The organism is Chelatococcus sp. CO-6 (assembly GCF_001271345.1).
In the GTDB taxonomy this organism is placed as follows: domain Bacteria; phylum Pseudomonadota; class Alphaproteobacteria; order Rhizobiales; family Beijerinckiaceae; genus Chelatococcus_A; species Chelatococcus_A caeni.
Map to the genome: position 1 here is coordinate 1,037,210 of NZ_CP012398.1, position 24,072 is coordinate 1,061,281.

Genomic DNA, 24,072 nt, shown 5'->3' on the forward strand with positions numbered 1-24,072 from the left:
CCGGGCCTCACGGCGCCGGGGCGAGAGGCGGATCGGCGACAGCGCGCAGTTCGAAGCCGCCCACGGCGAGGGTCGCGGGACGAGCGCCGGTATTCGCGACGAGGATGTCGAGGCTCAGCCTCGGCCGCCCGCCGGGCCGCGGGCGAAGTGGCGGCGTCGCGATCAGCCCGCACCACGCCTCCGCCGGCCAGGCATGGAGCTTGCCCGCGCCGTCGCGGAACGGATCCATGCCCGCGCTCACGAGCCCGTCCGGCGCATCCTCGGCGAGGCGCAGCGTCACGCCCCGCCAGGCCGGCGAGGCGCCGACCTCGACCTCGACCGACGCCTGCATCCAGCCGCCCGCGGGCAGAGCGGCGGCCGGAACGTCCACCGGCACCGTCAGCCGGACCGAGCCCGGATCCCCGCCGGCGCCTATGATGTCCAGCTTCTGCCAGAAGCCCAGGCCGTCCGGCCGGCGAGCGAAGGCTGCCTTCACGTCGACAGCATGCGACGTCTCGACGAGAAGGCCCTCGCCCTCCGCCGCCGCGCGGATGAGGAAGGGATCGTCGCAGAGATTGCCGAGGGGGTTGTCGCGCGGATCGAACCGATCGTCGCGCGACAGGGTGCGGCGGGGCTGGAGCGGCAGGAGCCCGGCGAGATAGGCGGCGAGGGCCTTGCCGACCGCATATCCGCCGGCCGGGGCGAAATGCGTCCCGTCGTCGGAATAGCCGTCACGCGGCACGCCGAACGGCGAGGCCCGGTCGATCCACGGCTCGTTCCAGTCGAACAGGAACACGCCCCCGCGCGACCGGGCATAGGCCCGGCTGCGCTCGTTGATCCACTGCGCCTTGGCGCGCTCCACACCGCCGGCTGGCCACTTCTCGGTGCCGCGCGCCAAGATCGGCAGGAGGATGACCGCGCAGCCGGCATCGAGAAAACGGTCGCAGATCCGCTCGCGCCCGGCCTGAATGGTCTCCTTCGCCTCCACCATCATGTCATTGGTGCCGGCATCGACGATGATGAAGTCGAAGGCCGCGCGATCCGCGAGGACGTCCCCGAGCCGCGCCTCGATGTCGCGCACCTTCTGCCCGGAGACGCCGAAGTTGAGGCCGCCGAAGCCGCGCGTCCCGCCGGGCCGGTTGCTCGGCTCCCATCCCGGCCGCAGGCGCTGGTCGTGGAACACCGGCAGCGACAGGCGGCCGGTCGACAGGACCTCGGCCCACGCCGCCCAGCCGCGCGACGAGGTGGCGATCAACCGCTCGTCGGCAAAGTGGTTCTGCTGAACGAGCGACGTGCCGATGATCGCCGCCCGCCAGCCCTTCAGCCCGGCCATGCTGGACGCTCCGCTCAGGAGAAGAACGTGCCGCCGTTGACATCGACGCAGGCGCCCGTGACGAAGGCGGCATCGTCGGACGCCAGGAAGGCCACGGCGGCGGCGACCTCGTCCGACTGCCCTTCCCGCTTCAGCGGCGTCGCGCCGGCCACCCGCTCGCGCACCTCGGGCTTCGTGAACGTGTCGTGGAAGGTGGTCGCGATCATGCCCGGACAGACGGCATTGACCCGGATCTGCGGCCCGAGTTCCTTGGCGAGCCCGCGTGTGAAGGTCATGACCGCGCCCTTGGACGTCGCATAGGCCAGCGCGCCCGGGCCGCCTCCGTCACGGCCGGCCTGCGACGCGAGGGCGACGATGGCGCCGCCGCCGGCCATGCGCGGCACCACGGCCTTCGCGGTCAGGAAGAGCGAGGTGAGATTGACGTCGAGCACCGCGCGCCAGAAGCCGAGATCCATCTCGCCGAGCGTCCTGCGCGCCACGAGCCCCCCCGTGACGTGAACGAACGCGTCGATGCGGTCGCCGAAGGCAGCGGCCGTCGCTGCGACCGCAGAGGCCACCTCGTCCTCGCGCGTGAGATCAGCCCGGATGGCGACGGCCCTGCCGCCCGCCCGCTCGATGAGCGCAACCGTCTCGTCCGCGCCGCCGCGGGCGGCATTGTAGGTGACGGCCACGGCGGCGCCCTCCCCGGCCAGCCGCAGGGCGCAGGCGCGGCCGATGTCGCGCCCGCCGCCGGTGACGAGGGCTACCTTGTTGTCGAAGCGACGCATGTCTCTGGTCCTTGATTGCGTGGAAGAGCCGTCCCGGGCTCAGAAGTCCTTCGGCAGGACGATGCGGAAGCGGCGGTCGTCGACGTCGGTGAAATAGACGTCGGACGTGAAGCCCTGGTCGTCGATGAAGGAGAAGATCCTGCGCGCGTCGCCACGCGGATAGGGCACGAGGAGCGTGACGAGCGTGTGCTTCCTCGCCGCCGGCACGTCGGCGCGCAGGTGGTGGTGGAGCGGCAGTCCCTCGTATTCCGCCGGATCGATGCCGGGGAAGCCGACGACTTCCGTCAGCTTCGGCGGCCCGGCCGTCGCGAGTACGAACTGGCCGTAAAGACCTGCCTTCGCCCCCGTGTAGCGGAAGGTGTTGTGCCCGACCTCCAGCGGCCCGGCGGCATGATAGAGGAAGGTGATCGGCAGGGCGTCCGTGCATTCGACGCGATCGACCAGCACGACATATTCGCCATGGACGAAATAGACATCCCGGATCGCGGCGCTGACGGCGGGATTGGCGACGGCATAGGCCGCGGTCGCATCCGCGCGGATGAAGACGTGGTCGCTCGCCTCGCGCACCTCGACGATGCGCCCCCGCGCCTGGCGGGCAAGCGCCTTGTCCCGGTCGGCGTACTGGCCCTTTCCATCGATGAGGATGGCGTTCTTCGAGCGGGTCTGCCGGCGCCATTCGCGGTGCATGGCCGAGTTGAAGGCGACGTAGTAGCCGCTCTGGATGGCGAGATCCTCGCCATAGGCGAAGAGCAGGAAGGCGTTCTGGTCGCCGTGGCTGTGGCTGAGCGAGCCGTAGTCGCTGCTCTTGACCAGGAACTGGATGTGCCGGTCGGGATCGTGGAGGTGCTGCTGGATGGCGACCCAGCCGACATCCCGGAACCACTTGACGGGCGGCAGATCATCCGGCGCCCGCGCCGCGACGGCCGGATAGTCATGCGCATAGACGAGATCGTCGAAGGCGAGATCCCACCAGCCGTAATTGTAGAACTCCATCTCCGTCCCGGCGGCGTTGCGCCGGACGGTCTCGAAATACCACTGGTAATGGCCGTTGCCGGTGACCCCGGCGAACTGGCGCATGTTGTAGCCGACCTTGAGGCTCGGCAGGTCGCCGAGGGTCGAATCGTCGCCGAAGCAGGCACGGCGCGTGTCAGGCGCCTTGGTGTAGAGCGGAAAGTCCCCCGTCCTCTGGAAGAACGGGCGGCGGTAGAGGTCGAGCCCCAGGAACTTGCGGATGAGGTTGGCGGCGTCGATGAGATAGGCAAGGCCCGTCGTCCAGTAATGCGGCCCCTCGGCCCAGCCGCCGTCGGCGCCGCCCCACGGCGAATAGAGCGTGAAGAGGAAATCGACCGTGTAGTCGAGCCAGACCTGCGCCTCCGGCTCCTCGTCGAGGAGTGCGATGCACGCTGCCGCGAGCGCTGCCGACAGCGCACGCACGGCGTGGCTGTCGTAGGGGAACACGGTGATGCGCGCATGGCGCATGACGTGATCGGCGATCTCGCGCGTGCGCTGGAGCAGCACCGCCCGGACCTCGGCGCGCTCGTCCTCGCTGAGGCCGTCATGCAGCCAGTCGTAGCCCCATGCGAGCGCGGTGACGACGCGGAAGGCCGCCTCGTCGTTGTAGGCGCGCGAGGTGGTGCCGGCCGGATCCCACGAGGCGATCGCAAGAAGCCATTCGCGCGCCCGGGCGGTCAGCGCCTCGTCGCCGGTCACGCGCCCGGCGATGGCGAGATGGCGGATGGCGTAGATCACCTCCTGGCAGTCGATGTACATCTGCCGCCACAGCCCCGCGACCCTGACGTTGTCGGGATAGGGCGAGGGCTCGGCGATGATCTCGCGCATCATCCAGGGAGCGACCGAGCTGGCGTGGAACCGCGACCAGCCGCAGTGGTCCGGATCGGCTGCGAGCGCCTGGCGGAAGGCGGCGACCTCCTCGGGCCGCAGCCACAGGCGCGGATGGCTCATGTCCACGCCCCGGTAGCGATCCCCAGCCCGCGGCAGCGGCGTCTGCGGCAGGCCCTCGGCGATCTCGAAGCTGCGCGTCCGGCTCCAGTCGGACACGACGCGCCCGGCCGCCGCGTCCCAGAGGGCGTAGCTCCAGAAATACCGGCCAGGCGCAAGCACGGCGTCGGGCGTGAAGAAGTTCCAGGCGATGTCCTCGTGCACCGTCGTCGCATCGTCCGGGAAGGCCTCGCTGCGCGACAGCCGCAGGGCATAGCGCGCCGCATCGTCGAGCGCCGGCAGCCAGGAGAAGCGGGGCGGGTTTTCGGTCGGCGGCGCGCCTTCGTCGGGAGCGTAGGAGATCGTCAGCGAGCCCGCCCTGGGCTCGTCGAGGAAGACGCGACGCGGCCGCTGCACTGTCGTCTGTTCCATGAAACGGGACCACCCTTCGTGCGTCGGGAGGCGGGCGCCGTGCAGACACCCGCCCCGCCGGCGTTACTTCTGCGAATACTGGCGCTGGTAGGCGTTCTGCATGACGGCGAGGACCTTGTCGTAGCCGAGGCTCTTCAGCCGCGCCTGGTAGCCGTCCCAGTCCTTCTCGACATCGCGTGCGCCGAGGACCCAGGTCTGCTGCATCTCGGTCATGTAGGTGAGGATCGCGGGCCAGTGCTTGTCGTAGAGGGCCTTTTCCTCGGCGTTCAGCGACACGCCCAGGAAGTCGTCGATCAGGTAGTCGCCCTTCTCGTATTCGGCGATGCCGGCGAGGGCGAGCGCATTCGTCCACGGCTTCTCGTAGTCGTAGGTCTGCCAGTAGCCGCGCGGGACCTGCGCACCGATCTCCCACAGCTGCGCATTGACCGGCGTCGGGCTCTCCAGGACGCTCTTCTTGTAGGTCGGCTGGCCATCGACCATCTCGTAGGTCACGCCCTCGAGCCCGAAGTTCGACAGGCGCCGCCCCTCGGGCGAGAACCAGAAGTCGAAGTACCTGATCGTCTCGACCGGGTGCTCGTTGGTGGTCGAGATCGCCCATCCGGCCGGCTGCACGCGGGCGCGGCGATTGTCCGCGAAGCGCCGGCCCGAGACGGTCGCCGGCGGCACGATGGGCTTGAACAGGAAGCCTTCGATCTTGCCCTTGAGGGCGTCGGTATAGCTCGCCGTCGAGGCGAACCAGTCGTGCGTCATGCCGCCGAGGTCGTTGCCGAGCAGGTATTCGCGCGCCCGTGGCCCGCGCGTGAAGATCTCGTGGTCGATGAGGCCTTCCTTGTACCATCTGGCGAGGTTGGCGATGCCGGAGCGGTAGGTCTCCTCGGCCCAGGGATGGCGGATCTGCCCGTCGTAGACGGCGAAGTCGCCGTAGCGGTCCGAGCCCGAGACCCGCGCATCCCACATGTTGATGAGGCGGATGGCATCGACAGGCTCGCGCGCGAAATACGGCACCTCGTCCTTCTTGCCGTTGCCGTTCGGGTCCTTCTCGCGGAAGGCCTTCAGCACCGTGTAGAGCTCGTCGACATTCTGCGGCGGCTCAAGGCCGAGCTTGTCGAGCCAGTCCTGACGGATGAACCAGCCGCGCGCGAATTTCCCGTCCGGCACGTAGGGGATGAAATAGAGCTTCCCGTCCGGGCCCGAGATGGCCTGCCGGATCTGCGGATGGGCATCGAAGAACGCCTTGATGTTCGGCGCATGGGCGGCGATGAGCTCGTCGAGCGGTACGAAGGCGCCTTCGAGGCCGAAGCGGATGAAGTCGTCCTTGAGACCGCCGACGGCATCCCCGCCGACGATGTCGGGCAGGTCGCCGGACGCCATGAGGAGGTTGAAGGCATCGCGGCTCGACGTCGTGGCGAGCGAAGCGACGTTCTTGACCTTGATGCCCGTGAGCTCGGCCGCCTTCTTCTCCACGGGCCAGTCTTCGCGATAGACGTATTTGTCGCGAAAGTGGAAGTGGATCGTCAATTCGAGCGGCTTGTCGGTGATCTTCGCGGCCTGTTGCGCCTGCCCGGCTCCCGGCAGCGCAAGCGCCGCGCAAAGAGCAAGAATGGACGCCCGCGGCAACCCGTTCCTCATGCTTTCCTCCCGGGGATGTATCGTTATTCCTTCACCCCGCCCAGAAGTATTCCCTTGCTGAAATACTTCTGCACGTAGGGGTAGATCAGCAGCACCGGTATGATCGACGCGACCATGATCGCCGCGGAGACGGTCTCGAACGAATAGCGAGAGGTCAGCAGCGAGGCTGCGAATTCGTCATTGGCGCTCAGGTCGACGATGACGCGCTTCAGATAGAGCTGCAGCGGTATCTTCTCTTCCCCGCGCAGGAGAACCATGGCCCAGAAGTAGCCGTTCCAGCGCGTGACGATGCAGAACAGCGCGACGGTGGCGATGGCCGGCTTCGACAGCGGGATGAAGACCTTCCACAGCAGCTGGAAGTCGCTCGCGCCGTCCATGCGTGCGGCTTCCTCGAAGGCCTTCGGCACCGCCTCGAAGAAGTTCCGCAGCAGGATGATATTGAAGGCGTTGCAGGCGAAGCCGATGATGATGCCGAGGCGCGAGTCGAGCAGCCCGAGGTCCCGCATGTTGAGGAAGAACGGGATCATGCCGGCGTGGAACCAGAGGGTGAAGGCCACCATCAGGTTGAAGAAGCGCCGGCCGCGCAACTGATGCCGCGACAGCGCATAGGCGCCGGGCACGATGATGAGCAGGCTCATCGCCGTGCCGCCGAAGGTGTAGAGGAAGGTGTTGCCGTAGGAGACCCAGAACATGCGGTCCGACAGCACCCGCTCGTAGGCCGCGAGGGTGAGGTCCACCGGGAACAGGAAGACCCGCCCCGAGGTCACCGCCGCGCCGGAGCTGATGGACGCCGCCAGGATGTAGATGAACGGGTAGAGCGTGCCGAGCACGAACAGCGCCAGCAGGAACCCGTTGGCGTAGCCGAAGAAGCGGTCGCCGCGCGAATGGAGCGTGAAGGCGGACATCGGCTTTCCCTCACCACAGCGACGCGGTGGAGACCTTCCGGCTGAGCCGGTTGGCCGTGAAGACGAGGATGAAGGCGATGACCGCGTTGAAGAGGCCGGCCGCCGTGGCGACGTCGTACTGCATGCCCTGCAGGCCTGTGCGGTAGATGTAGGTCGAGACGACGTCCGCGGTCTCGAACGTGGCCGGCTGGTAGAGCAGGATGATGTATTCGAAGCCGACCTCGACGAGGTTCCCCACGCGGATGATCAGCATGATGATGATCGTCGGCAGGATCGAGGGCAGCGTGATGCGCCACATCATCTGCCAGCGCGAGGCGCCGTCGACGCGCGCGGATTCGTAGAGCGAGGGACTGATGCCGGCGATCGCGGCGAGATAGACGATCGATTCGAAGCCGGCTTCCTTCCAGATGCCCGAGCCGATGAAGACGGGACGGAACCACTCCGGCTGTGTGAGGAAGTAGATGGGCTCGATCCCGAGCGCGCCGAGCGCCAGGTTGACGACGCCGGTCGACGGCGACAGGAGGTTGATGACGAGGCCGGCCACGATCACGACCGAGATGAAATGCGGCAGGTAGACGATGGTCTGCCCCCACCGCTTCAGGCCGGCATGCTGCACCTCGTTGAACATCAGCGCCAGGATGATCGGCACCGGGAAGGCGAAGATCAGACCGAGGAAGCTGATGATCAGCGTATTGGCGAAGGCGCGACGGAAGAGCTCGTTCTCGAACAACGTGTAGAAGTTCTCGAGGCCCACCCAGGGGCTGCCGGCGATGCCCTTGAAGGCGCTGAAGTCCTTGAAGGCGATGACGAGCCCATACATCGGCTTGTAGAGGAAGACGAGAAACCAGATCAGCATCGGCGCCAGCAGCACATAGAGCTGCCAGTTCGCCGCGACGTCCTCGGCGAGCCGCCTCAGATAGGCGCCGGCAACGGATGTCGCCGACGACCGGCCGGCGTCACGCGAGAGCGCGTCCGCTTTCCCGGTCGAATAGTTGGATGCGGTCGACATCGAAATGGATCCTCCCGATCCCCGCCAGCGCCCCGATGTCGTCCGGGGTCTCGGTCTTGGCGATGATGGCCTGGCCGCCGACGCGGCCGTGCAGCAGTGCCTCGGAGCCGAGCGGCTCCACGAGGTCGATCTCGCAGGCGATGCCCGATGCGCCCGCGCCCAGCCCGATCGCTTCCGGGCGCACGCCGAGGATGATGGGCCGCCCGTCGCTGGCCTGCGGCAGCGCCCGCGCCGGCAGCGGCACCGTCGTCCCCTCCGCCAGCACGCCGACGGGGCGTCCCTCGACCGTGCCGATGACGGCCTCGATCAGGTTCATCGGCGGCGAGCCGATGAAGCTCGCGACGAAGGTGTTCGCCGGCTTGTGGAACACCTCCATGGGGCTTCCGACCTGCTCGATGCGCCCGCCGTTCATGATCACGATGCGATCGGCCAGCGTCATCGCCTCGACCTGGTCGTGCGTGACATAGAGGCTGGTCACGCCGAGCCGCCGGTGCAGCCGCTTGATCTCGGCGCGCATCTGGGTGCGCAGCTTGGCGTCGAGGTTCGACAAAGGCTCGTCGAAGAGGAAGACCTGCGGCCGGCGCACGATGGCCCGGCCCATGGCGACGCGCTGACGCTGGCCGCCCGATAGGTCGGCGGGCTTGCGATCGAGATAGTCGCTGAGCCCGAGGATCGCCGCCGCCTCGGCGACCGCGGCGGTGACCACCTCGTTCCGCTCCCGCCGCACACGCAGCCCGAAGGCGATGTTCTCCGCCACGTTGAGATGCGGATAGAGGGCGTAGTTCTGGAACACCATCGCGACGTCGCGGTCCTTCGGCGCCACGCGGTTCACCACGCGCCCGTCGATCGCAACCGTGCCCTGCGAGATCTCCTCGAGGCCGGCGACCATGCGCAACGTCGTCGACTTGCCGCAGCCCGACGGTCCGACGAGGACGACGAATTCCCGCAGCGCCACGGCAAGGTCGATGCCGTGCACGACCTCCACGGTGCCATAGCGCTTGACGACGCCGCTCAGCTCCACCGACGACATGTGCTCGCTCCTGCCACTGTCGTTCCCTCCGCTTCGTTGCTCTTGGTCTTGGCTGCCTTCGAGGCCGGTCAGGCCGTCGAGGACGCCGCGTGTCGTGGCGCGCGCTTGCGGCCCGAGCGCGTGTTGATCTTCTCGATGTAGGACCAGAGCTTGGGGTTGCCGGACAATTCGCCGAGCTTCGATTCGAGCGAACCGAGATGGGCGACGAGCGCCTCGCGCGCCCGCGCCGGATCGCCGGAGCGGATGGCATCGACGATCGCCTTGTGCTCCTTGATGACGTCCTCGGTGCGCCGCACCGCGAACACCCGCTTCAGGTGGCGCATGCGGTCAACCTCGCCCTTGGCCTGGTTGACGATCGTCCAGACGCCGGGCAGCCGCGCGGCGACGAAGATATCCCGGTGGAAGTCCTCGTCGAGCTGGAAGAAGGCCGCGAAATCCTCGCTGCGGGCCGCCTCGACCTGCATCGCGACACACATGTCCAGGCGGCCGAGATCCTCGAAAGAGTGGCGGCGGGCCGCCTCCATGGCCGCGCTCTCCTCGAGGCGAACGCGCACGAAGACCGCTTCCATGTAGCGCTGGATATCGATGGGCGCGACATAGGTGCCGCCCTTCGGCACCACGGTGAGCAGCCCCTCCTCGGCAAGGCGGATGATCGCCTCGCGCACCGGCGTCTTGCTCACGCTGAGGGCGGCCGCGACCTCCTTCTCGGACAGCGCCCGCCCCGGCAGCAGCTTCACCTCGATGATGAGCTGCCGCAGCAGCCGATAGACCTCCCCCGCCATGCCGCCGCTGCCGCCGCCGGTGAGGGCCGCGGGGCTGAGCAGTTCCGTCAGGGGAAGCGACGGCAACTCGACAAGCTCTGACATATCAATTCCATGTCTGAAATCTCAGTTATGATTCTGATATGTCAGCTTGTGCCACTCGTCAACCGGTCTCGGGATAATGAGGCGGCAACGATCGTGAACCGGCACCAAATGGCCGCTTGACCTTCCCACCGTGGAAGGGGCGATGCTTTGGCCTCCACGCCAAGGCAGAGGCCGGCATGAGACATTCGCACGGTGGCCCTGACGGCCACGCCGACGATCGCGCGCCTGGTGCCCACGCGGGGCACCATCATCATGACGCAGCTGCGGGCGAGCCCGGGACGGTGAAGGATCCGGTCTGCGGAATGATGGTGGATCCGCACACCACACCGCACCGGGCGCAGCATGCCGGCCGCACCTATTATTTCTGCTCGCCGGGGTGCCAGTCGAAGTTTGTCGCGGAGCCGGCGCGATACGCCGGGCCGGCGGGGCAAAAGGCCCGGGGCGTTCCCGAGGGACAGACGATCTACACCTGCCCGATGCATCCGCAGATCCGCCAGGTGGGGCCGGGATCGTGCCCGATCTGCGGCATGGCCCTGGAGCCGGTCGTGGCCGAAGCGGACGGTGGCCACAGCCACGAACTCGTCGACATGAGCCGCCGGTTCTGGATCGGCCTCGCCCTGTCCCTGCCGATCGTGGCTCTGGAGATGGGCGGCCACCTGACGGGCCTCGGCCACTATCTCGGCCAGCAGCAGTCCAATTGGGTCCAGTTGCTCCTCGCGACGCCGGTCGTGCTGTGGGCGGGCTGGCCGTTCTTCGTGCGCGGCTGGTACTCGCTCGTGAACCGCAGCCTCAACATGTTCACGCTCATTGCCATGGGTACCGGCATCGCCTGGCTCTACAGCCTGGTCGCAACACTCGCCCCCGGCGTCTTCCCCGCCGCCTTCCGCGGCGGCGACGGGTCGGTCGCCGTCTATTTCGAGGCCGCCGCCGTGATCACCGTCCTCGTCCTCCTCGGACAGGTGCTCGAGCTCAGGGCGCGCGAGAATACCAGCGGGGCGATCCGCGCGCTGCTCGACCTTGCGCCGAAGACCGCCCGCCGGATCGGACCGGACGGAACCGAGGAGGAGGTCCAGCTCGATGCCGTCGCGGTGGGCGACCGTCTCCGGGTGCGCCCGGGGGAGAAGGTGCCGGTCGACAGCGACGTCGTCGAAGGGCGCAGCTCGGTCGACGAGTCCATGGTCACCGGCGAGTCGATGCCCGTGACCAAGGAGGTCGGCACCAAGGTCATCGGCGGCACGATGAACCGGTCCGGCGCGCTCGTGATCGAAGCGCAGAAGGTCGGCCGCGACACCATGCTGTCGCAGATCGTCCAGCTCGTGGCCGAGGCGCAGCGCAGCCGCGCGCCCATCCAGCGGCTGGCCGACGAGGTCTCGAGCTATTTCGTGCCGGCCGTGATCGTCGTGGCGCTCCTCGCCTTCGCGGCCTGGGGCGTCTGGGGGCCCGAGCCCCGCCTCGCCTTCGGCCTCGTCGCCGCCGTTTCGGTGCTGATCATCGCCTGCCCCTGCGCGCTCGGCCTCGCCACGCCGATGTCCATCATGGTCGGCGTCGGGCGGGGCGCCCAGGCGGGCGTGCTGATCAAGAACGCCGAGGCCCTGGAGCGCATGGAGAAGGTCGACACGATCGTGGTCGACAAGACGGGCACGCTGACCGAAGGCAAGCCCGCCGTCACGGCGGTCGTGCCGGCACTCGACTTTGCCGAGGACGAGGTCTTGCGCCTGTCGGCCAGCGTCGAGCGCGCGAGCGAGCATCCGCTCGCCGTGGCCATCGTCGAGGCGGCCGAGCGACGCGGCATCGCGACGGTTCCGGTCGCCGACTTCGACTCGCCGACCGGCAAGGGAGTGCTCGGCACGGCCGACGGCCGCCATGTCGTGCTCGGCAACAAGGCCTTCCTCGCCGAGCACGGCATCGATGCCGCGCCGCTCGAGCAGCAGGCCGACGACCTTCGGCAGGACGGCGCCACGGCCATCTTCGTCGGCATCGACGGCCGTATCGCCGGCGCCATCGCCATCGCCGACCCCGTCAAGGCCTCGACGCCGCAGGCGCTCGCCGGCCTCGCCGCCGAGGGCATCCGCGTGGTGATGCTCACGGGTGACAACTGGACGACCGCCCGGGCCGTCGCGCGCCGGCTCGGCATCGAGGAGGTCGAGGCCGAGGTGCTGCCGGACGGGAAGAGTGCCGTGGTGGAGCGCTACAAGAGCGCCGGACGCACCGTCGCCATGGCCGGCGACGGCGTGAACGACGCCCCGGCGCTTGCGACGGCGGACATCGGCATCGCCATGGGAACCGGCACCGACGTGGCCATGGAGAGCGCCGGCGTGACCCTGCTCAAGGGCGACCTGACCGGGATCGTTGCGGCGCGGCGCCTGTCGCGCGCCACCATGGGCAACATCCGGCAGAACCTGTTCTTCGCCTTCATCTACAATGCCCTCGGCGTGCCGGTTGCCGCGGGCGTCCTCTATCCCTTCCTCGGCATCCTGCTCTCGCCGATCATCGCGGCGGCGGCCATGGCGCTTTCGTCCGTGAGCGTCATCGGCAACGCCATCCGCCTGCGGGCGGTGAAGCTCTGACGGCCGGAAACCTGCCATCCACGCCTTGCAAAGGCTCTCCGATCACCCGATCCGATTAGCCCAGCATCATGCCATGGCTTGCGGCTTGCTCTAAAGTCTGACGTTCGTGGGCCGGGAGGTCCGCCGACGGATACACTTGTCCGGATCGGTTCGGATCGCAAACGCGTCCTGCGCGGGGTCCGCCGACAGGACGTTCGAGGGACGGTCATGACGCTACCCACTGGCCCCTCCCCTTCCACAAGCGGCGTGATGACCGCCTGGGCGCAGCTCGTCGGCCAGATCTTCACCGTGTGGCGCGAGGCCGGACTCTCCTGGAAGCCGCGCGTCCGCTGGTTTCCGCGCATCCCGCCTCACCTCGACATCGTCTTCGGCTGGCTGTTCGACCCGGCGGAAGGGGATGACGTCGACGCCATCCTCTTTTCCGATGAGCGCAGTTCCTCGCCGCTGCACGATATCCGCGACTTCGTCGGCGGGCTGCAGCTGCCGATGATCGATATCAAGGGCCGGGCGGGGGAATTCGCCGACGCCGCCTTCGACATCATGCGCCCCAACACCTGGTCCGAGACCGCAAGACGCATCGTCGGTTTCCGGCAGCAGCGCGAGAGGCTCGCCCCGCAATATCGCCATACCCGCGAGCCGGACCTCGAGATCCTGGCGCACATGTATGTCTCCGGCCGGCCGTTGCGCGGCATGCGCTATCCGCTGACGCCGGAAGCCGTCTGCTATCCCGGCTTCTTTTCAGCCGCCCGGGTCGTTCCGATCGCCGAGGAGCTCGTCCTGCGCGGCTTCCTCAAGAAGACCTTCCTCGATCGCCTGCACGAATGTCGTTCCTGCCGCTCGCGCCGGCTGAGCGCGCGCGAGGAGTGCCCCTCCTGCCGCTCGGCGGACCTGCGCGAGACCGCCCTCATCCATCACTTCCACTGCGCCGCCCTCATGCCGGAAGAGCTGTTCCGCCACGGCACGGCGCTCGTCTGTCCCAAGTGCAAGCGGCAGCTGCGCAACTACGGCAAGGACTACGACCGCCCCGGTCACGCCCATGTCTGCAACACCTGCGACACCACCTCCTCCGAGCTCGAGGTCGGCTTCGTCTGCCTCGACTGCAGCGCCCGCATGGACGGCGATGCCGCCAACCGCGTCGATCTTTTCAGCTATTCGCTCACCGATGCCGCCAGGGCCTTCCTCGAGGGACACGCCGCGGTGCTCGCGGCGAACCTGCCCGTGTCCCTGCAGCGGGAGGTGGCGCGCCTCAACGCCACCGCCGGTGCCCGCGCCGCAATCGCCGAGATCCGCTTTGCCGGCAAGGATGCGTTGATCGCAACGAGCGGCCGTCCGGCCTTCCAGAAGTCGCGCGATCTGCTCGTCGAGAACCTCCGCAACCGGCTGGCCGGCGTCGGCTCGCTGCACGTGGCCGAGGACGTGGCCTACATCCTGATCGAATGTTTCGAGCCCCATGCGGAAGCTTGGCTGCACAGCCTGCTCGCCCGCAGCGAGCATCTCCTGCGCTACAAGCTCGACGCGAGGCTCGCGATCGCGCAGCTCCTGGGAAGAGCCCAGCCGTGACCGCGCTCGAGCTCGGCTTCTCTTTCCTGCTGAGCCAGACGACCCTCAGCATCGCGATGGTCTTCTGGTACACGCTGATCTTCGAGTTCCCCCGCTATATCCTGCCGTTTCTGGTCGTCGGCCATCTCATGCGCTCGCCGGACGAGCACGTGCCACCGGCGGAGGAGGAACCCTCGGCGCGCCCCAGCGTCAGCATCATCCTCGTCGGCCACAACGAGGAGCAGGCGCTCGAGGCCTGCGTGCGCTCGCTGCACGAGCAGTCGCTGCGCGAGTTCGAGATCGTCATCGCCAGCGACGGCTCGACCGACCGCATGCGCGAGGTCGCGAGAGACCTCGTCAGGCGCGGCCTCGCCACGCGGGTGCTGTCCACGGATCTCCGGGGCGGCAAGTCGAGCGGCATCAATCTCGCCTGCGCCTTCGTCACCGGCGACATCATCATCAATGTCGATTGCGACTGCTCCTTCGACCGCTATGCCATCGAGCGCCTGGTGGCGCCCTTCGCCGATCCGCGCGTGGGAGCGGTCTGCGGCGATATCGCGCCGAGGAACAGCGGCGCGAGCGTGATCGCGCAGTTCCAGGAAATCGAATATCTGCAGTCGATCTCGGTCGGCAAGCGCATCGCCGGCGCCGTCAACCAGGTGGTTTGCGCCTCAGGCGCGTTCAGCGCCTTCCGTCGCAGGGCGCTCGACGACATCGGCGGCTTCGATGTCGGCGGCGGGGAGGATCTCGACACGACCATCCGCCTGCGCCTGAAAGGCTGGCGCATCGTCTTTGCGCCCGAAGCCATCTGCTACACCGACGTGCCCGTGACGCTTTACCAATACATCCGCCAGCGCCTGCGCTGGGAGCGCGACGCGATCTGGATCCGCTTCCGCAAGCATGCGCGGCTGATGAACCCGCTGTCGCCGGCCTTTCGCCTGACCGAGGCCATCCACGAGTGGGACTTCGCCCTCTTCAACGTGGTCGCGGCCTTCGCCTTCCCCGTCTATCTCGTCTGGCTGTTCGTCCAGTACGGGTCGTTCGCGCTCGCCATCCTCGTCGGCATGCAGATCGGCCTGATGATCATCGATACGCTCATTCTGGCGGCGTCCACCTGGTGCACCGGCCGTCGCGTCTTCCTGCGCAACCTGCTCTTCCTGCCCGGCTATTCGCTGTTCATGACCTATGTCATGCGCCTCGTCCGCCTCTCGGCCTACATCGACGAATGGGCGTTCTCGGGCTCGCATCGTGACAACTACACCCCCATGAAGGTCCGCATGCAGCGGCCCTGGTAAAGACGGGTGCTCACGTGAAACGCCTGCGCAAACAACCCCGTGTCGACCTCCTGGATGCCCAGCAGCGCTCGGCTTCGGGCAGGCTCGGCCGCACGGTCTATCTCGTGCTTGTCATCCTGTTCCTCGGTTCGCTGGCCTACTACCTGATCGGCAGCATGTTCGTCCTCTCGATCGACGGCACGGTGCTCAAGGAGCGCTATTCGGTCGGCGCCAGCTACACCGGCAAGGTGATGGAGGTCTATGTCAAGGAGGGCGACAAAGTGGAGACGGGAACGCCGCTCGCCCGCCTCGAATCTTTCGAGATGATCCGCGAGCTCGCCAATTTCGACCTGCGCGACAGCGAGCTCTCCATCCGCGAGGGCCAGCTGAATGGCAGGCTGACCTCGATCGCAGCCGTCGCGCCGCTGGCGGAACGGACGGCGCGGGAGACCGGGGCGACGTCCAGCCAGTTCGACACCATCTCCGGCCGGGGTATCGTCTCCCTGCTGTCGAAGGACGACGCCCTGCGCAACAGCCTCCAGGCTGCCGAGCGCCTGGCGGCGCTGCAGAGCGAGAAGGCCGCGACCGAGAACGAGCTAATCCTCCTCAGGCGGTCCCGCACCATTTTTCGCGAGGCCATCGACAAGCTGAGCGCGCTCTATGACGACGGCTACCTCCGTGCGATTGCACCCGGCGTCATCGGCGCCAAGGTGCCGATCCCCGGGCAGATCGTGAAGTTCGGCGACGAGCTGATGCAGATCAACGGCGGCCAGTCGTACATCCTGGCCTATCTGCCGGACGAATATCTGTTCGAAATCACCGAGGCCATGCCCGTCAAGGTGAAGGGCGGCGCTCAGTCGGCGCGAGGGCGCATCGAATCCATCCTGACGGTGGCAGATGCATTGCCGGCCGAATTCCAGAACATGTTCCGCCCGCGCGACCGCTCGCGGCTGGTGCGGATCGGCCTCGAACAGCCGAATTCCTTCGCCGTGTCGCAGAAGGTGACGGTCTCGGGCTGCGCCTTCGGCTATTGTTGGGCGCATTGAGGGTCACGGCCGCGATCGGACGAGCCGGGCAGCGCTCCGTCAGCGCCCCGTCAGGGGGCCAAGCCGGCGCGCGTAGCGCCGCATCATATCAAGCCCGAAGTCGGTCGGCCGCAGCGCCGGCGCGCGGTCGTGGATCGCGAGCCCGGCGCGCTCGCCGAACAGGCGCTTGCCATAGGCGATCATCGTCTCCAGCGACTGCATGACGAAGACGATGGCGGGGAGGATCTCCGCATAGCCCGCCATGGCAGCCTCTTCGTCCCCGGCCCGCCAGCGCTCGTGGATGTGCACGGCGCGGTCGATGCATTCGGGCGCCAGAATGAGGCCGGCGCAGCCGGCGCGCAGGTTGTCGATCAGCTCCAGCCCGCCGCGGCCGTTGAAGACCGGCAGCCGGCCGGCCGTGGTCGCAATGAGGCGCTCGATATCGATGCTCGCGCCCTCGCCCTTCAGCAGGCGGATGTTGGGAAAGCGTGTCGTGAGGGTGACGATGTCGTCCGCCGACAGGCCGCGCCCCATGTAGGCCGGTGCGTTCTGGATGGCGACGGGCAGATCGGTCGATCCGGCGACCCGGCCGAAGAAGTCGATGTACTCCCCGGCGCCATAGCTGCCCACCATCGGCGGCTGCAGGATGACCCAGTCGGCGCCCGCTGCCGCGGCGGCCTTGACGCCCTCGACCTGCTCGGCCACCGAGGCGCCGTAAATGGTGAAGCCGAGCGGCACGCGACCGTTCGTGTCCTGCGCCACCCAGTCCATCAGCTGGCGGCGTTCGGCTGCCGTCAGCTTGGCGACCTCGGTCGCGAGCCCGAGCGCCACCATGCCGTGAACGCCCGCATCGAGGCAGAGCTGCGTCTGCCGGCGCATCGCCTGCCGGTCGAGCCGCTCATGCCCGTCGAACAGGGCGTAGACGACGGCGTGGATGCCGCTGAATGGGCTGCTTGCGTTCATGTGGCTCTCTCGTCGGGCCGCCCATCATCCGGAAGGCGCGGCAAAGGGTGGACCCGTGCCGCCGAGGCTGCCGGCCGGGCGGGTGCAGCCTCGACAGGTTCGGCATGACGGTTCGCGCCCGTCACTTGCCCTGCTGGCGAAGGCCGAGCGCGCCCATGAGCTCGCCGTTGCGGGCATGCTGGTCCTCGAGGAAGATCCGGAATTCGTCGCCTTTGGCAAAGGCGACGCCAAAGCCGCGATCGGCCATGAATTTCGCGAATTCCGGCGCCTTCACGACCTTCTCGACGGTCTCGGTAAGCTTCGCGGTGATGTCATCGGGCAGACCCTTCGGCGCGGCGAGCCCGCGCCATGTGCCGCCGACCACCTCCTTGCCGATCGCCTCCTTGGCGACGGGAACGTCCGGGAAGGCGGGAATGCGCTCGTTGGCCAGCACGAGCAGGGCCTTCACGCGGCCAGCGTCGACCATCGCGCGCCCTTCGGGCAGCGATGACGGCACGATCTGCACGCCGCCCGAGGCGAGTTCCTGGAAGCCGGGGGCTGCGCCCTGGCTCGGCACGACGGCCACGGCCTTGGCATCGATGTCGGCGGCCTGCAGCAGGCCGGCAAAGGCCAGATGGAATGCCGCGCCGACCGGCATGCCCGACAGCTTGTAGGTGCCCGGCTTCGCCTGCTTGATGGCATCGAGCGCCTGCGCCGCATCCTGCCACGGGCTGTCGGCGGCGACATGGAGGGCGGCGGCGTCGAAGTTCACCAGCGCGACCGGCGTGACGTCGGCATAGGTGAACGGTGCCGTCCCGGCCCAGTAGTAGGTGGTGATCTCGGCGGTGGCGAGGCCGATGGTGTAGCCGTCCGGCTTGGCGCTGACGATCTCGGTGTGGCCGACCACGCCGCCGCCGCCCGTGCGGTTGACGACGTTGACGGGCTGGCCGAGCTCCTTTTCGAGCCCCGACGCGATGACGCGGGCCACCGCATCGGTGCCGCCACCGGCGGCCCACGGCACGATGAGCGTGATGGGACGGTCCGGCCAGGCGGCCTGTGCCGGCACGATGGCCGCGCCCAAGAGGATGGCGGCCGACACGATGCGCTTGAACATGGGGGTTCCTCCGCTTTCCTTGTTGGTTTCGTTCAGCCCCGCGCCTCGAGATTGCGGCGCGTGAAGCCGATGGTCGCTTCCATGGCGCGCCGGGCTGCCGCTGCGTCCCGGCGCAGGATCGCCTCCACGACGCTGGCGTGGTTGGGCAGGTTCTCCTCGAACCAGCGCATCTCGTCGATCGAGGCGGCGAAGATGGCCGACAGGATCGCGTCGATGGCCCCGCGAAAGCTCTGCAGCACCGGGTTGTGCGTGGCATCGAGCACGGCGAGGTGGAAGGCACGGTCGGCCGCCACCGCGGCAGCGGCATCCGTGCGCCCCCGCTGCATGGCGACGAGCGCCTCCGTCAGGCGCAGCTGGTCTTCGGCCGTTGCGCGTTGCGCGGCTAGAGCCGCGGCTGCCGGCTCGATGATGGCGCGCGTTTCCTCGAGCGCGAGGAGCAACTCGCGCTCAGGCCCCCGCTCGCCCGTCAGCCAGGTCAGCACGTCGCGGTCGAGCAGGCTCCATTCGGCGCGCGGGCGGACGCGGGTGCCGTGGCGCGGCGCAACGCTGACGAGCCCCTTCGCCGCCAGGGTCCTCATCGCCTCGCGCACGACGCTGCGGCTGACGCCGAACCGCGCCTCGAGCTCGTGCTCGGCGGGCAGCGTCGCCCCCTCGGCATGGCTGCCCCCGGCGATCTCGGCCCCGAGGGCCGCGACCACCGCGCCGATGCGGCCCGGCTTCTGCCTGCGAACCACGTTGCGCCTCCGCTCAGAACTTGCCGTACTGCAGGTAGGCCCGCTGCGGGTCCTCGCCCGCGCGAATGGCGCGGCGCAGTTCCGATTCCGTCGCGATGACGGCCTCGGTACGCGCGATGATCTCCTCCGCCCGGTCGGCCGGGATGACGATGATGCCGTCGCGGTCGGCGAGGACGAAGTCGCCGGCACGGATCGTGACGTTGCCGATGGTGACCGGCTCGTCGAAGGCCTCGGGCCGCCACGCGGCGACGATGTCGACCGGCGTGGTGTAGCGGCAGAAGACGGGAAAGCCCCGCTCGATGATCAGTTCCGTGTCGCGGCAGCCGCCATCGACGATGTAGCCGCGCACGCCGCGCAGCTTCAGCGCCTCCGCCGACAATTCGCCCATGAGGGCGCGCGTGTCGTCCTGCGGCTGGCAGACGATAACATGGCCAGCCGGCGCCCGGGACAGGAAGCCCGTCCATTCGAGCAGCGAGGTGTGCGCATCGACCTCCGGATCGGGCCGGCCACGCACGGTGAAGACCGGACCCGCGACCCGCTGGTCGGGCACGAGCCCGCGGATCGTGCGCGGCAGGACGCCCGGCCTTAGGCCCATGTCCCGCATGACGTCGTAGATCGCGCCGGAATAGCATCGGTCCAGCCTGTCGGCGAGCGTCGCCATCGGATCCTCCCTGAGCAGTCGTGTCAGCATGACACGGCCGCTACCCACCGCGCAACAAACATCTGATGTTAAACATCTGATATTTGGTGCGGGAAAAGCGGGCCCTTTCTGGAGTCGGCCCGCACCCCAGCCCTGCGACATCGTCTCTGCCCCAAGGGCGCTTGATCGGCCGCATCGGACTGGAACGTAAGGACAATTCCCGGCCGGGCGATCCTCTGCTAGGGTGCGGGCATGCTCGAACCCGGCATCTCCATAGCCCCGCCGTCGGAGGAGCGGCCACCAGCGGCCGCCCTCTATCAAAGCGTCCTCGACGCGCTCCGGTCCGCGGTCTCGTCCGGTGCGCTCGGGCAGGGCAGCGTGGTCATGGAGGCGGTCGTCGCGGACGTCATGAACACGAGCCGCACACCCGTCAAACTGGCGCTCGAACTGCTCGCCCAGGAGGGACGGCTCAGCAAGCTCGACGGCCGCGGCTATCTCGTCCTCGGCGAAGGCCGGACCGTGCCGGAAAGGCGCCGGCGGATCACCCGGCAGGAATTCGCCGCCATCACCTCGAGCGGTGCCGCCGAGCGATCGCCCGCGGCCTGGACGCGCATCTATGACGAGGTCGAGCGCGAGATCAGCGGCTGTTCGATCTACGGCCGGCTGTCCGTCGTCGAGCTGGAGCTCGCCCATTACTACAACGTCAGCCGCACCGTCGCCCGTGACGTGCTGACCCGCGTCGAACGGGTAGGGCTGATCGAGAAGGACCAGCGGTCGCGCTGGCACGTCGTGCCCCTGACGCGGGAGCGCATCGGCCATTTCTACGAGGTGCGGCGCTATCTCGAGCCGCCGGCCCTGCGCAGCGCCGCGAGCGCCATCCCCCAGGCCCTGCTGACGCAGATGTGGCTGCGCCTGACGAGCGCCCTCGAGCGCTACCCGAACGTCAGCGAGAGCGAGCTCGACCAGCTGGAGCGCGACATCCACGTCGATTGCACCAGCTTCTGCGGCAATCCCGAACTCATCAAGCTCCTGCGCATCAACCAGGCGCTGCTCATCTCGAACAAGCACATGCTCGGCAGCTACCTGCGCCTGCCGGAGCTCGATCCCTTCCTCGGCGAGCACAAGGCCATCCTCGAATGCCTCGGCCGGCGCGACGGCGACGCCGCCGCGGCGGCGCTCGACGTCCATCTCCAGCTGTCGCTGCCGAAGGTGCTGAAGCGGCTCGACATCCTGTCCGCGTCGCCGCCACCGCCCCCACCGCCCTATCTGCTGCCGGAATAGGGCGGGCGCTCACGACGCCTCGAAGACCTGCAGCGCCGTGCGGTTGCGGGCGATGAAATCCCAGTCGTAGGCAACGCCGAGGCCCGGCCCCTCCGGCACCGGCACGCAGCCGTCCTGCCCCACCGCGTCGAGCTCGTCACTGTAGCCGTCGGCATAGACCGGCGGCATCGCGTTGCGGCATTTCGGGCCGACGAGCGCCAGTTCGTAATAGTTGGAGTTGCGCATCGCCGACATGCAATGGCGATGGGCGGGGCCGCTGGCGTGGATCTCGCAGTCGAGGCCGAAGGCCTCGGCAAGATGCGCGATCTTCATCGTGCCGGTGATGCCGAGGTCGTATTCGGGATCGGCCCGCACGAAATCCGTTCCCCCGGCCACGATGAGATCGGCCTTGGGCTCGATGCCGCGGATGTGCTCGCCCTGCAGCAGAGGCGTCGCGATCATCTGGCGCAGCTTCGCATGGGCGTGCATCGAGACGCCCGTGTCCCGATACGGATCCTCGTACCAGAAGAAGCCTGCCTCGTCGCAGGCGCGGCCCACGGCGAGCGCATCGGCGAAGGTGCGCAGCTCGCAGGCGGGATCGAGCATCAGCGCCATGCGGCCACCGACGCTGCGCCCGAGCGCCAGCACCGTCTCGACCTCCTCGGCCGTGTTGCCCTCGCACCAGCCGTGCATCTTGAAGGCGCGGAAGCCCATGTCGTGGCACGCCTCGGCGAAGGCGACATAGGCCGCCGGGCTGTCCAGCCCGCCGTTGCGGTCACCGTGGAAGGTGCTCGCATAGGCGGGAAGCCGCTTCCTGTAGCCGCCGAGAAGCGCCGAGACGGAGGCGCCATAAGCCTTTCCGGCAAGGTCCCACAGGCAGATGTCGATGGCGCCGAAGCCCATGTGGTCGTACTGGCGGTGCGCCCGCTTGAAGTCGTCGAAGATCTGTTCGCGGGCGAACGCGTCGCGGCCGACGAGATGGGGCGCGAGCGCCACCGTCTGGGCGAAGGCCATCGGCGTGCCGCCCCACAGGGCGACATATTCCCCCCGCGCGCCGCCTTCCGCTTCGATGACGAGGGCGTATTTCGAGAGCGGCGTTCGCGCCCCCGGCGCATAGACCAGATTGAACCCGCTGCCGTCTGGCGCGAGGTCCTTCGCGTCGAAGGAGAAGGCATGCAGCTCGACGCGCGTGATCTTTGGCATCGACGGTTCTCCCGAGTGGCCGCGCTCAGCGGATGAGCCCCGGCAGGAGGAGCGAGATGGCGGGAACGTAGGTGATGACGAGGAGCGCCACGATGAGCACGCCGAGGAACGGGGCGACGGCGACGAGGAAGCGCCCGAGGCTCGTGCGCGAGATGGCGCAGGTGACATACATCAGCACGCCCAGCGGCGGCGTGATCTGCCCGATGACGAGATTGACGATCATCAGGATGCCGAAGTGGACGAGGTCGATCTGTAGGGTCGTCAGCAGCGGCATCAGCACGGGAATGAGAATGATGATGACCGCGATCGTCTCCATGAACATGCCGATGAAGAGCAGCAGCACGTTCAGCATGAGCAGGACCGCCCATGGGTTCTCGGAGATGCCGGTGATGAGCTGGAGCAGCTGCTGCGGCGCCTGGTTGATGGACAGCACCCAGGCGAAGGGCGCTGATGTCGCGACGATGATCAGGATCGAGGCCGTATCGCGGGCCGTCTGCGCGAGGATCGACGGCAGGTCGGCGAACCGCACCGTGCCATAGACGAAGACGCCGACGACGAAGGCATAGCCGGCGGCGACGGCGGCGACCTCGGTCGCCGTGAAGACCCCCAGGCGGAAGCCGACGACGATGATGACCGGCATAAGGAGGGCCCAGATGGCCTGCCGGAACGACGCCTTGAGGCGCGCCCCGGAGAACGGCTCGCCACGGGCATAGCCCTTCACCCGCGCGATGACCGCGACGACGCCGAACAGGCAGGCCGCGATGAACAGGCCAGGCAGGATGCCGGCGATGAACAGGCTGCCGATCGACACATTGGCCTGCCAGCCGTAGACGACGAGCAGGATCGAGGGCGGAATGATCGGCGCGAGCGTGGCTGCCGCCGCGGTCAGCGCGACGCTGAAGGCCTTGTCGTAGCCGTTCTTCACCATCTGCGGCACGAAGACCCGGGTGGTCGCCGCCGCATCCGCGAGCGACGAGCCGGAGACGCCGGCCATGAAGACGTTGGCAAGCACGTTCACCTGCGCGAGGCCGCCGCGGATGTGCCCGACGAGAGCCCGCGTCAGGTCGAACAGGCGCTCCGAGATGCCGGAGGCGTTCATCAGCGTCCCGGCCAGGATGAACAGCGGAATGGCGAGCAGCGGGAACGACTGCACGCCCGCGGCGATGCGCTGGGCGGCGACGGTGAGCGGAATGCCGTCCCACCAGATGGCGAGGAGGGCCGAGCCCGCGAGCGCAAAGGCCGTGGGCACGCCGATCATGAGGAGAACGGCGAGGGCGCCGAGGGTGAGAAGCATCAGAGAGGCGCTCCGGGCTCGTCTTCCGCCATTTCCATCGTCGACATGAGCACCCGCTCCGGCCCGCTGGAGAGGGTCTCCCGCAGGATGTGGAGCATGGCTGCGACGCTCGTCACCGGCAGGGCGAGCGCGACGACCGAGAAGGACAGGTTCATCATCGGCGTGCGGTCGTTCGCCACACGCTGCGCGTAGAGCAGGCCGTAGCGCACGCAGATCCCCAGAATGAGGAAACAGGCGAGGACCGAAAGGATGCCGAGCGCCACACGGACAGGCAGCGGGGCGATGCGCGGCAGGCTGTCGACGCGGATGTGCTGATGGCTGGCGAAGCAGGCGCTGGCGCCGATGAACACCATCCAGGTGAACAGGATGGTCACGAGCTCCTCGGTCCAGGTGAAGGGCGAGGCGAGTACATAGCGGAAGAAGACCGCCGCGAGCAGGGTCGCGGCGATGATGCCGAGAAGCGTCCACAGCAGGTGGTATTCGACGCGCCGCACGGCATCGTCGACGCGGGCAAGGATCTGCAGCATGGGGCCGCCCTGATAGCGCTGAAGGCAGAAGGGCGGACGGCGAAGGGCCGCCCGCCCGGGCTCAG

At 68.2% G+C, this 24,072-nt stretch carries 20 protein-coding genes; 5 read left to right on the forward strand and 15 right to left on the reverse strand.

Annotated elements, in window-relative coordinates:
* Positions 1-7: 7 nt before the first annotated feature.
* The 8 genes from AL346_RS04925 to AL346_RS04960 all read right to left on the reverse strand — a co-directional run bounded on the left by AL346_RS04925 (position 8) and on the right by AL346_RS04960 (position 9,888).
* The gene (locus tag AL346_RS04925; protein WP_019400762.1) at positions 8-1,312 is read right to left on the reverse strand and encodes an SGNH/GDSL hydrolase family protein; all 1,305 of its coding nucleotides are present in this window, start codon (positions 1,310-1,312) and stop codon (positions 8-10) included.
* 14 nt (positions 1,313-1,326) lie between these two features.
* Positions 1,327-2,079, reverse strand: coding sequence for an SDR family NAD(P)-dependent oxidoreductase (locus tag AL346_RS04930; protein WP_019400761.1), 753 nt, complete (start codon positions 2,077-2,079; stop codon positions 1,327-1,329).
* Between the two features lie 39 nt (positions 2,080-2,118).
* Positions 2,119-4,449, reverse strand: a complete 2,331-nt coding sequence (locus AL346_RS04935) for a DUF4962 domain-containing protein (protein WP_019400760.1) — start codon at positions 4,447-4,449, stop codon at positions 2,119-2,121.
* Between the two features lie 63 nt (positions 4,450-4,512).
* Complete coding sequence (locus tag AL346_RS04940) at positions 4,513-6,078, reverse strand: extracellular solute-binding protein (RefSeq protein ID WP_050996458.1); 1,566 nt, start codon at positions 6,076-6,078, stop codon at positions 4,513-4,515.
* Between the two features lie 23 nt (positions 6,079-6,101).
* A complete protein-coding gene (locus AL346_RS04945) occupies positions 6,102-6,983 on the reverse strand; it encodes a carbohydrate ABC transporter permease (protein WP_019400758.1) in 882 nt (293 codons plus the stop codon).
* Between the two features lie 10 nt (positions 6,984-6,993).
* Positions 6,994-7,992 (reverse strand): sugar ABC transporter permease, encoded by a 999-nt coding sequence (locus tag AL346_RS04950; RefSeq protein WP_019400757.1) that lies wholly within the window; start codon positions 7,990-7,992, stop codon positions 6,994-6,996.
* Positions 7,940-9,022: an ABC transporter ATP-binding protein gene (locus AL346_RS04955; RefSeq protein WP_019400756.1), complete on the reverse strand. Its 1,083-nt coding sequence runs from the start codon at positions 9,020-9,022 to the stop codon at positions 7,940-7,942. The genes AL346_RS04950 and AL346_RS04955 overlap by 53 nt, the downstream gene beginning before the upstream one ends.
* Before the next feature lie 68 nt (positions 9,023-9,090).
* Positions 9,091-9,888 (reverse strand): GntR family transcriptional regulator, encoded by a 798-nt coding sequence (locus tag AL346_RS04960; RefSeq protein WP_156332686.1) that lies wholly within the window; start codon positions 9,886-9,888, stop codon positions 9,091-9,093.
* Between the two features lie 176 nt (positions 9,889-10,064).
* Here AL346_RS04960 and AL346_RS04965 point away from each other — a divergent pair, with 176 nt between their 5' ends.
* From AL346_RS04965 to AL346_RS04980, 4 genes are all read left to right on the forward strand, one after another.
* Complete coding sequence (locus tag AL346_RS04965) at positions 10,065-12,455, forward strand: heavy metal translocating P-type ATPase (protein WP_082312420.1); 2,391 nt, start codon at positions 10,065-10,067, stop codon at positions 12,453-12,455.
* 207 nt (positions 12,456-12,662) lie between these two features.
* Positions 12,663-14,015 (forward strand): hypothetical protein, encoded by a 1,353-nt coding sequence (locus tag AL346_RS04970; protein WP_245303222.1) that lies wholly within the window; start codon positions 12,663-12,665, stop codon positions 14,013-14,015.
* Positions 14,012-15,289: a glycosyltransferase family 2 protein gene (locus AL346_RS04975; RefSeq protein WP_019400751.1), complete on the forward strand. Its 1,278-nt coding sequence runs from the start codon at positions 14,012-14,014 to the stop codon at positions 15,287-15,289. Before AL346_RS04970 ends, AL346_RS04975 begins: the two co-directional genes overlap by 4 nt.
* Positions 15,290-15,303: 14 nt before the next feature.
* Positions 15,304-16,314: an HlyD family secretion protein gene (locus AL346_RS04980; protein ID WP_019400750.1), complete on the forward strand. Its 1,011-nt coding sequence runs from the start codon at positions 15,304-15,306 to the stop codon at positions 16,312-16,314.
* 39 nt (positions 16,315-16,353) lie between these two features.
* Here AL346_RS04980 and AL346_RS04985 read toward each other — a convergent pair whose 3' ends face one another.
* The 4 genes from AL346_RS04985 to AL346_RS05000 all read right to left on the reverse strand — a co-directional run bounded on the left by AL346_RS04985 (position 16,354) and on the right by AL346_RS05000 (position 19,744).
* Entirely contained in the window at positions 16,354-17,256 is a 903-nt protein-coding gene (locus tag AL346_RS04985; RefSeq protein WP_019400749.1) for a dihydrodipicolinate synthase family protein, read from the reverse strand.
* Between the two features lie 121 nt (positions 17,257-17,377).
* Positions 17,378-18,349 (reverse strand): tripartite tricarboxylate transporter substrate binding protein, encoded by a 972-nt coding sequence (locus tag AL346_RS04990; protein WP_019400748.1) that lies wholly within the window; start codon positions 18,347-18,349, stop codon positions 17,378-17,380.
* 32 nt (positions 18,350-18,381) lie between these two features.
* Positions 18,382-19,083 carry a FadR/GntR family transcriptional regulator gene (locus AL346_RS04995; protein ID WP_019400747.1) on the reverse strand — a complete coding sequence of 234 codons (702 nt, stop codon included), beginning with the start codon at positions 19,081-19,083 and terminating at the stop codon, positions 18,382-18,384.
* Positions 19,084-19,096: 13 nt separating this feature from the next.
* Positions 19,097-19,744, reverse strand: a complete 648-nt coding sequence (locus AL346_RS05000; RefSeq protein WP_019400746.1) for an RraA family protein — start codon at positions 19,742-19,744, stop codon at positions 19,097-19,099.
* A 231-nt stretch (positions 19,745-19,975) separates the two neighbouring features.
* Here AL346_RS05000 and AL346_RS05005 point away from each other — a divergent pair, with 231 nt between their 5' ends.
* A complete protein-coding gene (locus AL346_RS05005; RefSeq protein ID WP_019400745.1) occupies positions 19,976-21,004 on the forward strand; it encodes a GntR family transcriptional regulator in 1,029 nt (342 codons plus the stop codon).
* A gap of 9 nt (positions 21,005-21,013) precedes the next feature.
* Here the strand turns inward: AL346_RS05005 and AL346_RS05010 are convergent, their stop codons facing one another.
* The 3 genes from AL346_RS05010 to AL346_RS05020 are packed head-to-tail and all read right to left on the reverse strand — an operon-like array spanning position 21,014 to position 24,007.
* Positions 21,014-22,186, reverse strand: coding sequence for an enolase C-terminal domain-like protein (locus AL346_RS05010; RefSeq protein ID WP_019400744.1), 1,173 nt, complete (start codon positions 22,184-22,186; stop codon positions 21,014-21,016).
* Between the two features lie 25 nt (positions 22,187-22,211).
* Entirely contained in the window at positions 22,212-23,480 is a 1,269-nt protein-coding gene (locus tag AL346_RS05015) for a TRAP transporter large permease (protein WP_019400743.1), read from the reverse strand.
* Positions 23,480-24,007: a TRAP transporter small permease gene (locus tag AL346_RS05020; protein ID WP_019400742.1), complete on the reverse strand. Its 528-nt coding sequence runs from the start codon at positions 24,005-24,007 to the stop codon at positions 23,480-23,482. The genes AL346_RS05015 and AL346_RS05020 overlap by 1 nt, the downstream gene beginning before the upstream one ends.
* Between the last annotated feature and the right edge of the window lie 65 nt (positions 24,008-24,072).

Excerpts from the sequence above, each read along its gene's own strand:
- AL346_RS04985 (WP_019400749.1), bottom strand. The coding sequence starts at position 17,256 with ATGAACGCAAGCAGCCCATTCAGCGGCATCCACGCCGTCGTCTACGCC.
- AL346_RS04955 (WP_019400756.1), bottom strand. The coding sequence starts at position 9,022 with ATGTCGTCGGTGGAGCTGAGCGGCGTCGTCAAGCGCTATGGCACCGTG.
- AL346_RS05015 (WP_019400743.1), bottom strand. The coding sequence starts at position 23,480 with ATGCTTCTCACCCTCGGCGCCCTCGCCGTTCTCCTCATGATCGGCGTG.
- AL346_RS05020 (WP_019400742.1), bottom strand. The coding sequence starts at position 24,007 with ATGCTGCAGATCCTTGCCCGCGTCGACGATGCCGTGCGGCGCGTCGAA.
- AL346_RS04945 (WP_019400758.1), bottom strand. The coding sequence starts at position 6,983 with ATGTCCGCCTTCACGCTCCATTCGCGCGGCGACCGCTTCTTCGGCTAC.
- AL346_RS04940 (WP_050996458.1), bottom strand. The coding sequence starts at position 6,078 with ATGAGGAACGGGTTGCCGCGGGCGTCCATTCTTGCTCTTTGCGCGGCG.
- AL346_RS05000 (WP_019400746.1), bottom strand. The coding sequence starts at position 19,744 with ATGGCGACGCTCGCCGACAGGCTGGACCGATGCTATTCCGGCGCGATC.
- AL346_RS04950 (WP_019400757.1), bottom strand. The coding sequence starts at position 7,992 with ATGTCGACCGCATCCAACTATTCGACCGGGAAAGCGGACGCGCTCTCG.
- AL346_RS04970 (WP_245303222.1), top strand. The coding sequence starts at position 12,663 with ATGACGCTACCCACTGGCCCCTCCCCTTCCACAAGCGGCGTGATGACC.
- AL346_RS04960 (WP_156332686.1), bottom strand. The coding sequence starts at position 9,888 with ATGTCAGAGCTTGTCGAGTTGCCGTCGCTTCCCCTGACGGAACTGCTC.
- AL346_RS04925 (WP_019400762.1), bottom strand. The coding sequence starts at position 1,312 with ATGGCCGGGCTGAAGGGCTGGCGGGCGGCGATCATCGGCACGTCGCTC.
- AL346_RS04990 (WP_019400748.1), bottom strand. The coding sequence starts at position 18,349 with ATGTTCAAGCGCATCGTGTCGGCCGCCATCCTCTTGGGCGCGGCCATC.
- AL346_RS04935 (WP_019400760.1), bottom strand. The coding sequence starts at position 4,449 with ATGGAACAGACGACAGTGCAGCGGCCGCGTCGCGTCTTCCTCGACGAG.
- AL346_RS04965 (WP_082312420.1), top strand. The coding sequence starts at position 10,065 with ATGAGACATTCGCACGGTGGCCCTGACGGCCACGCCGACGATCGCGCG.
- AL346_RS04930 (WP_019400761.1), bottom strand. The coding sequence starts at position 2,079 with ATGCGTCGCTTCGACAACAAGGTAGCCCTCGTCACCGGCGGCGGGCGC.
- AL346_RS05010 (WP_019400744.1), bottom strand. The coding sequence starts at position 22,186 with ATGCCAAAGATCACGCGCGTCGAGCTGCATGCCTTCTCCTTCGACGCG.
- AL346_RS05005 (WP_019400745.1), top strand. The coding sequence starts at position 19,976 with ATGCTCGAACCCGGCATCTCCATAGCCCCGCCGTCGGAGGAGCGGCCA.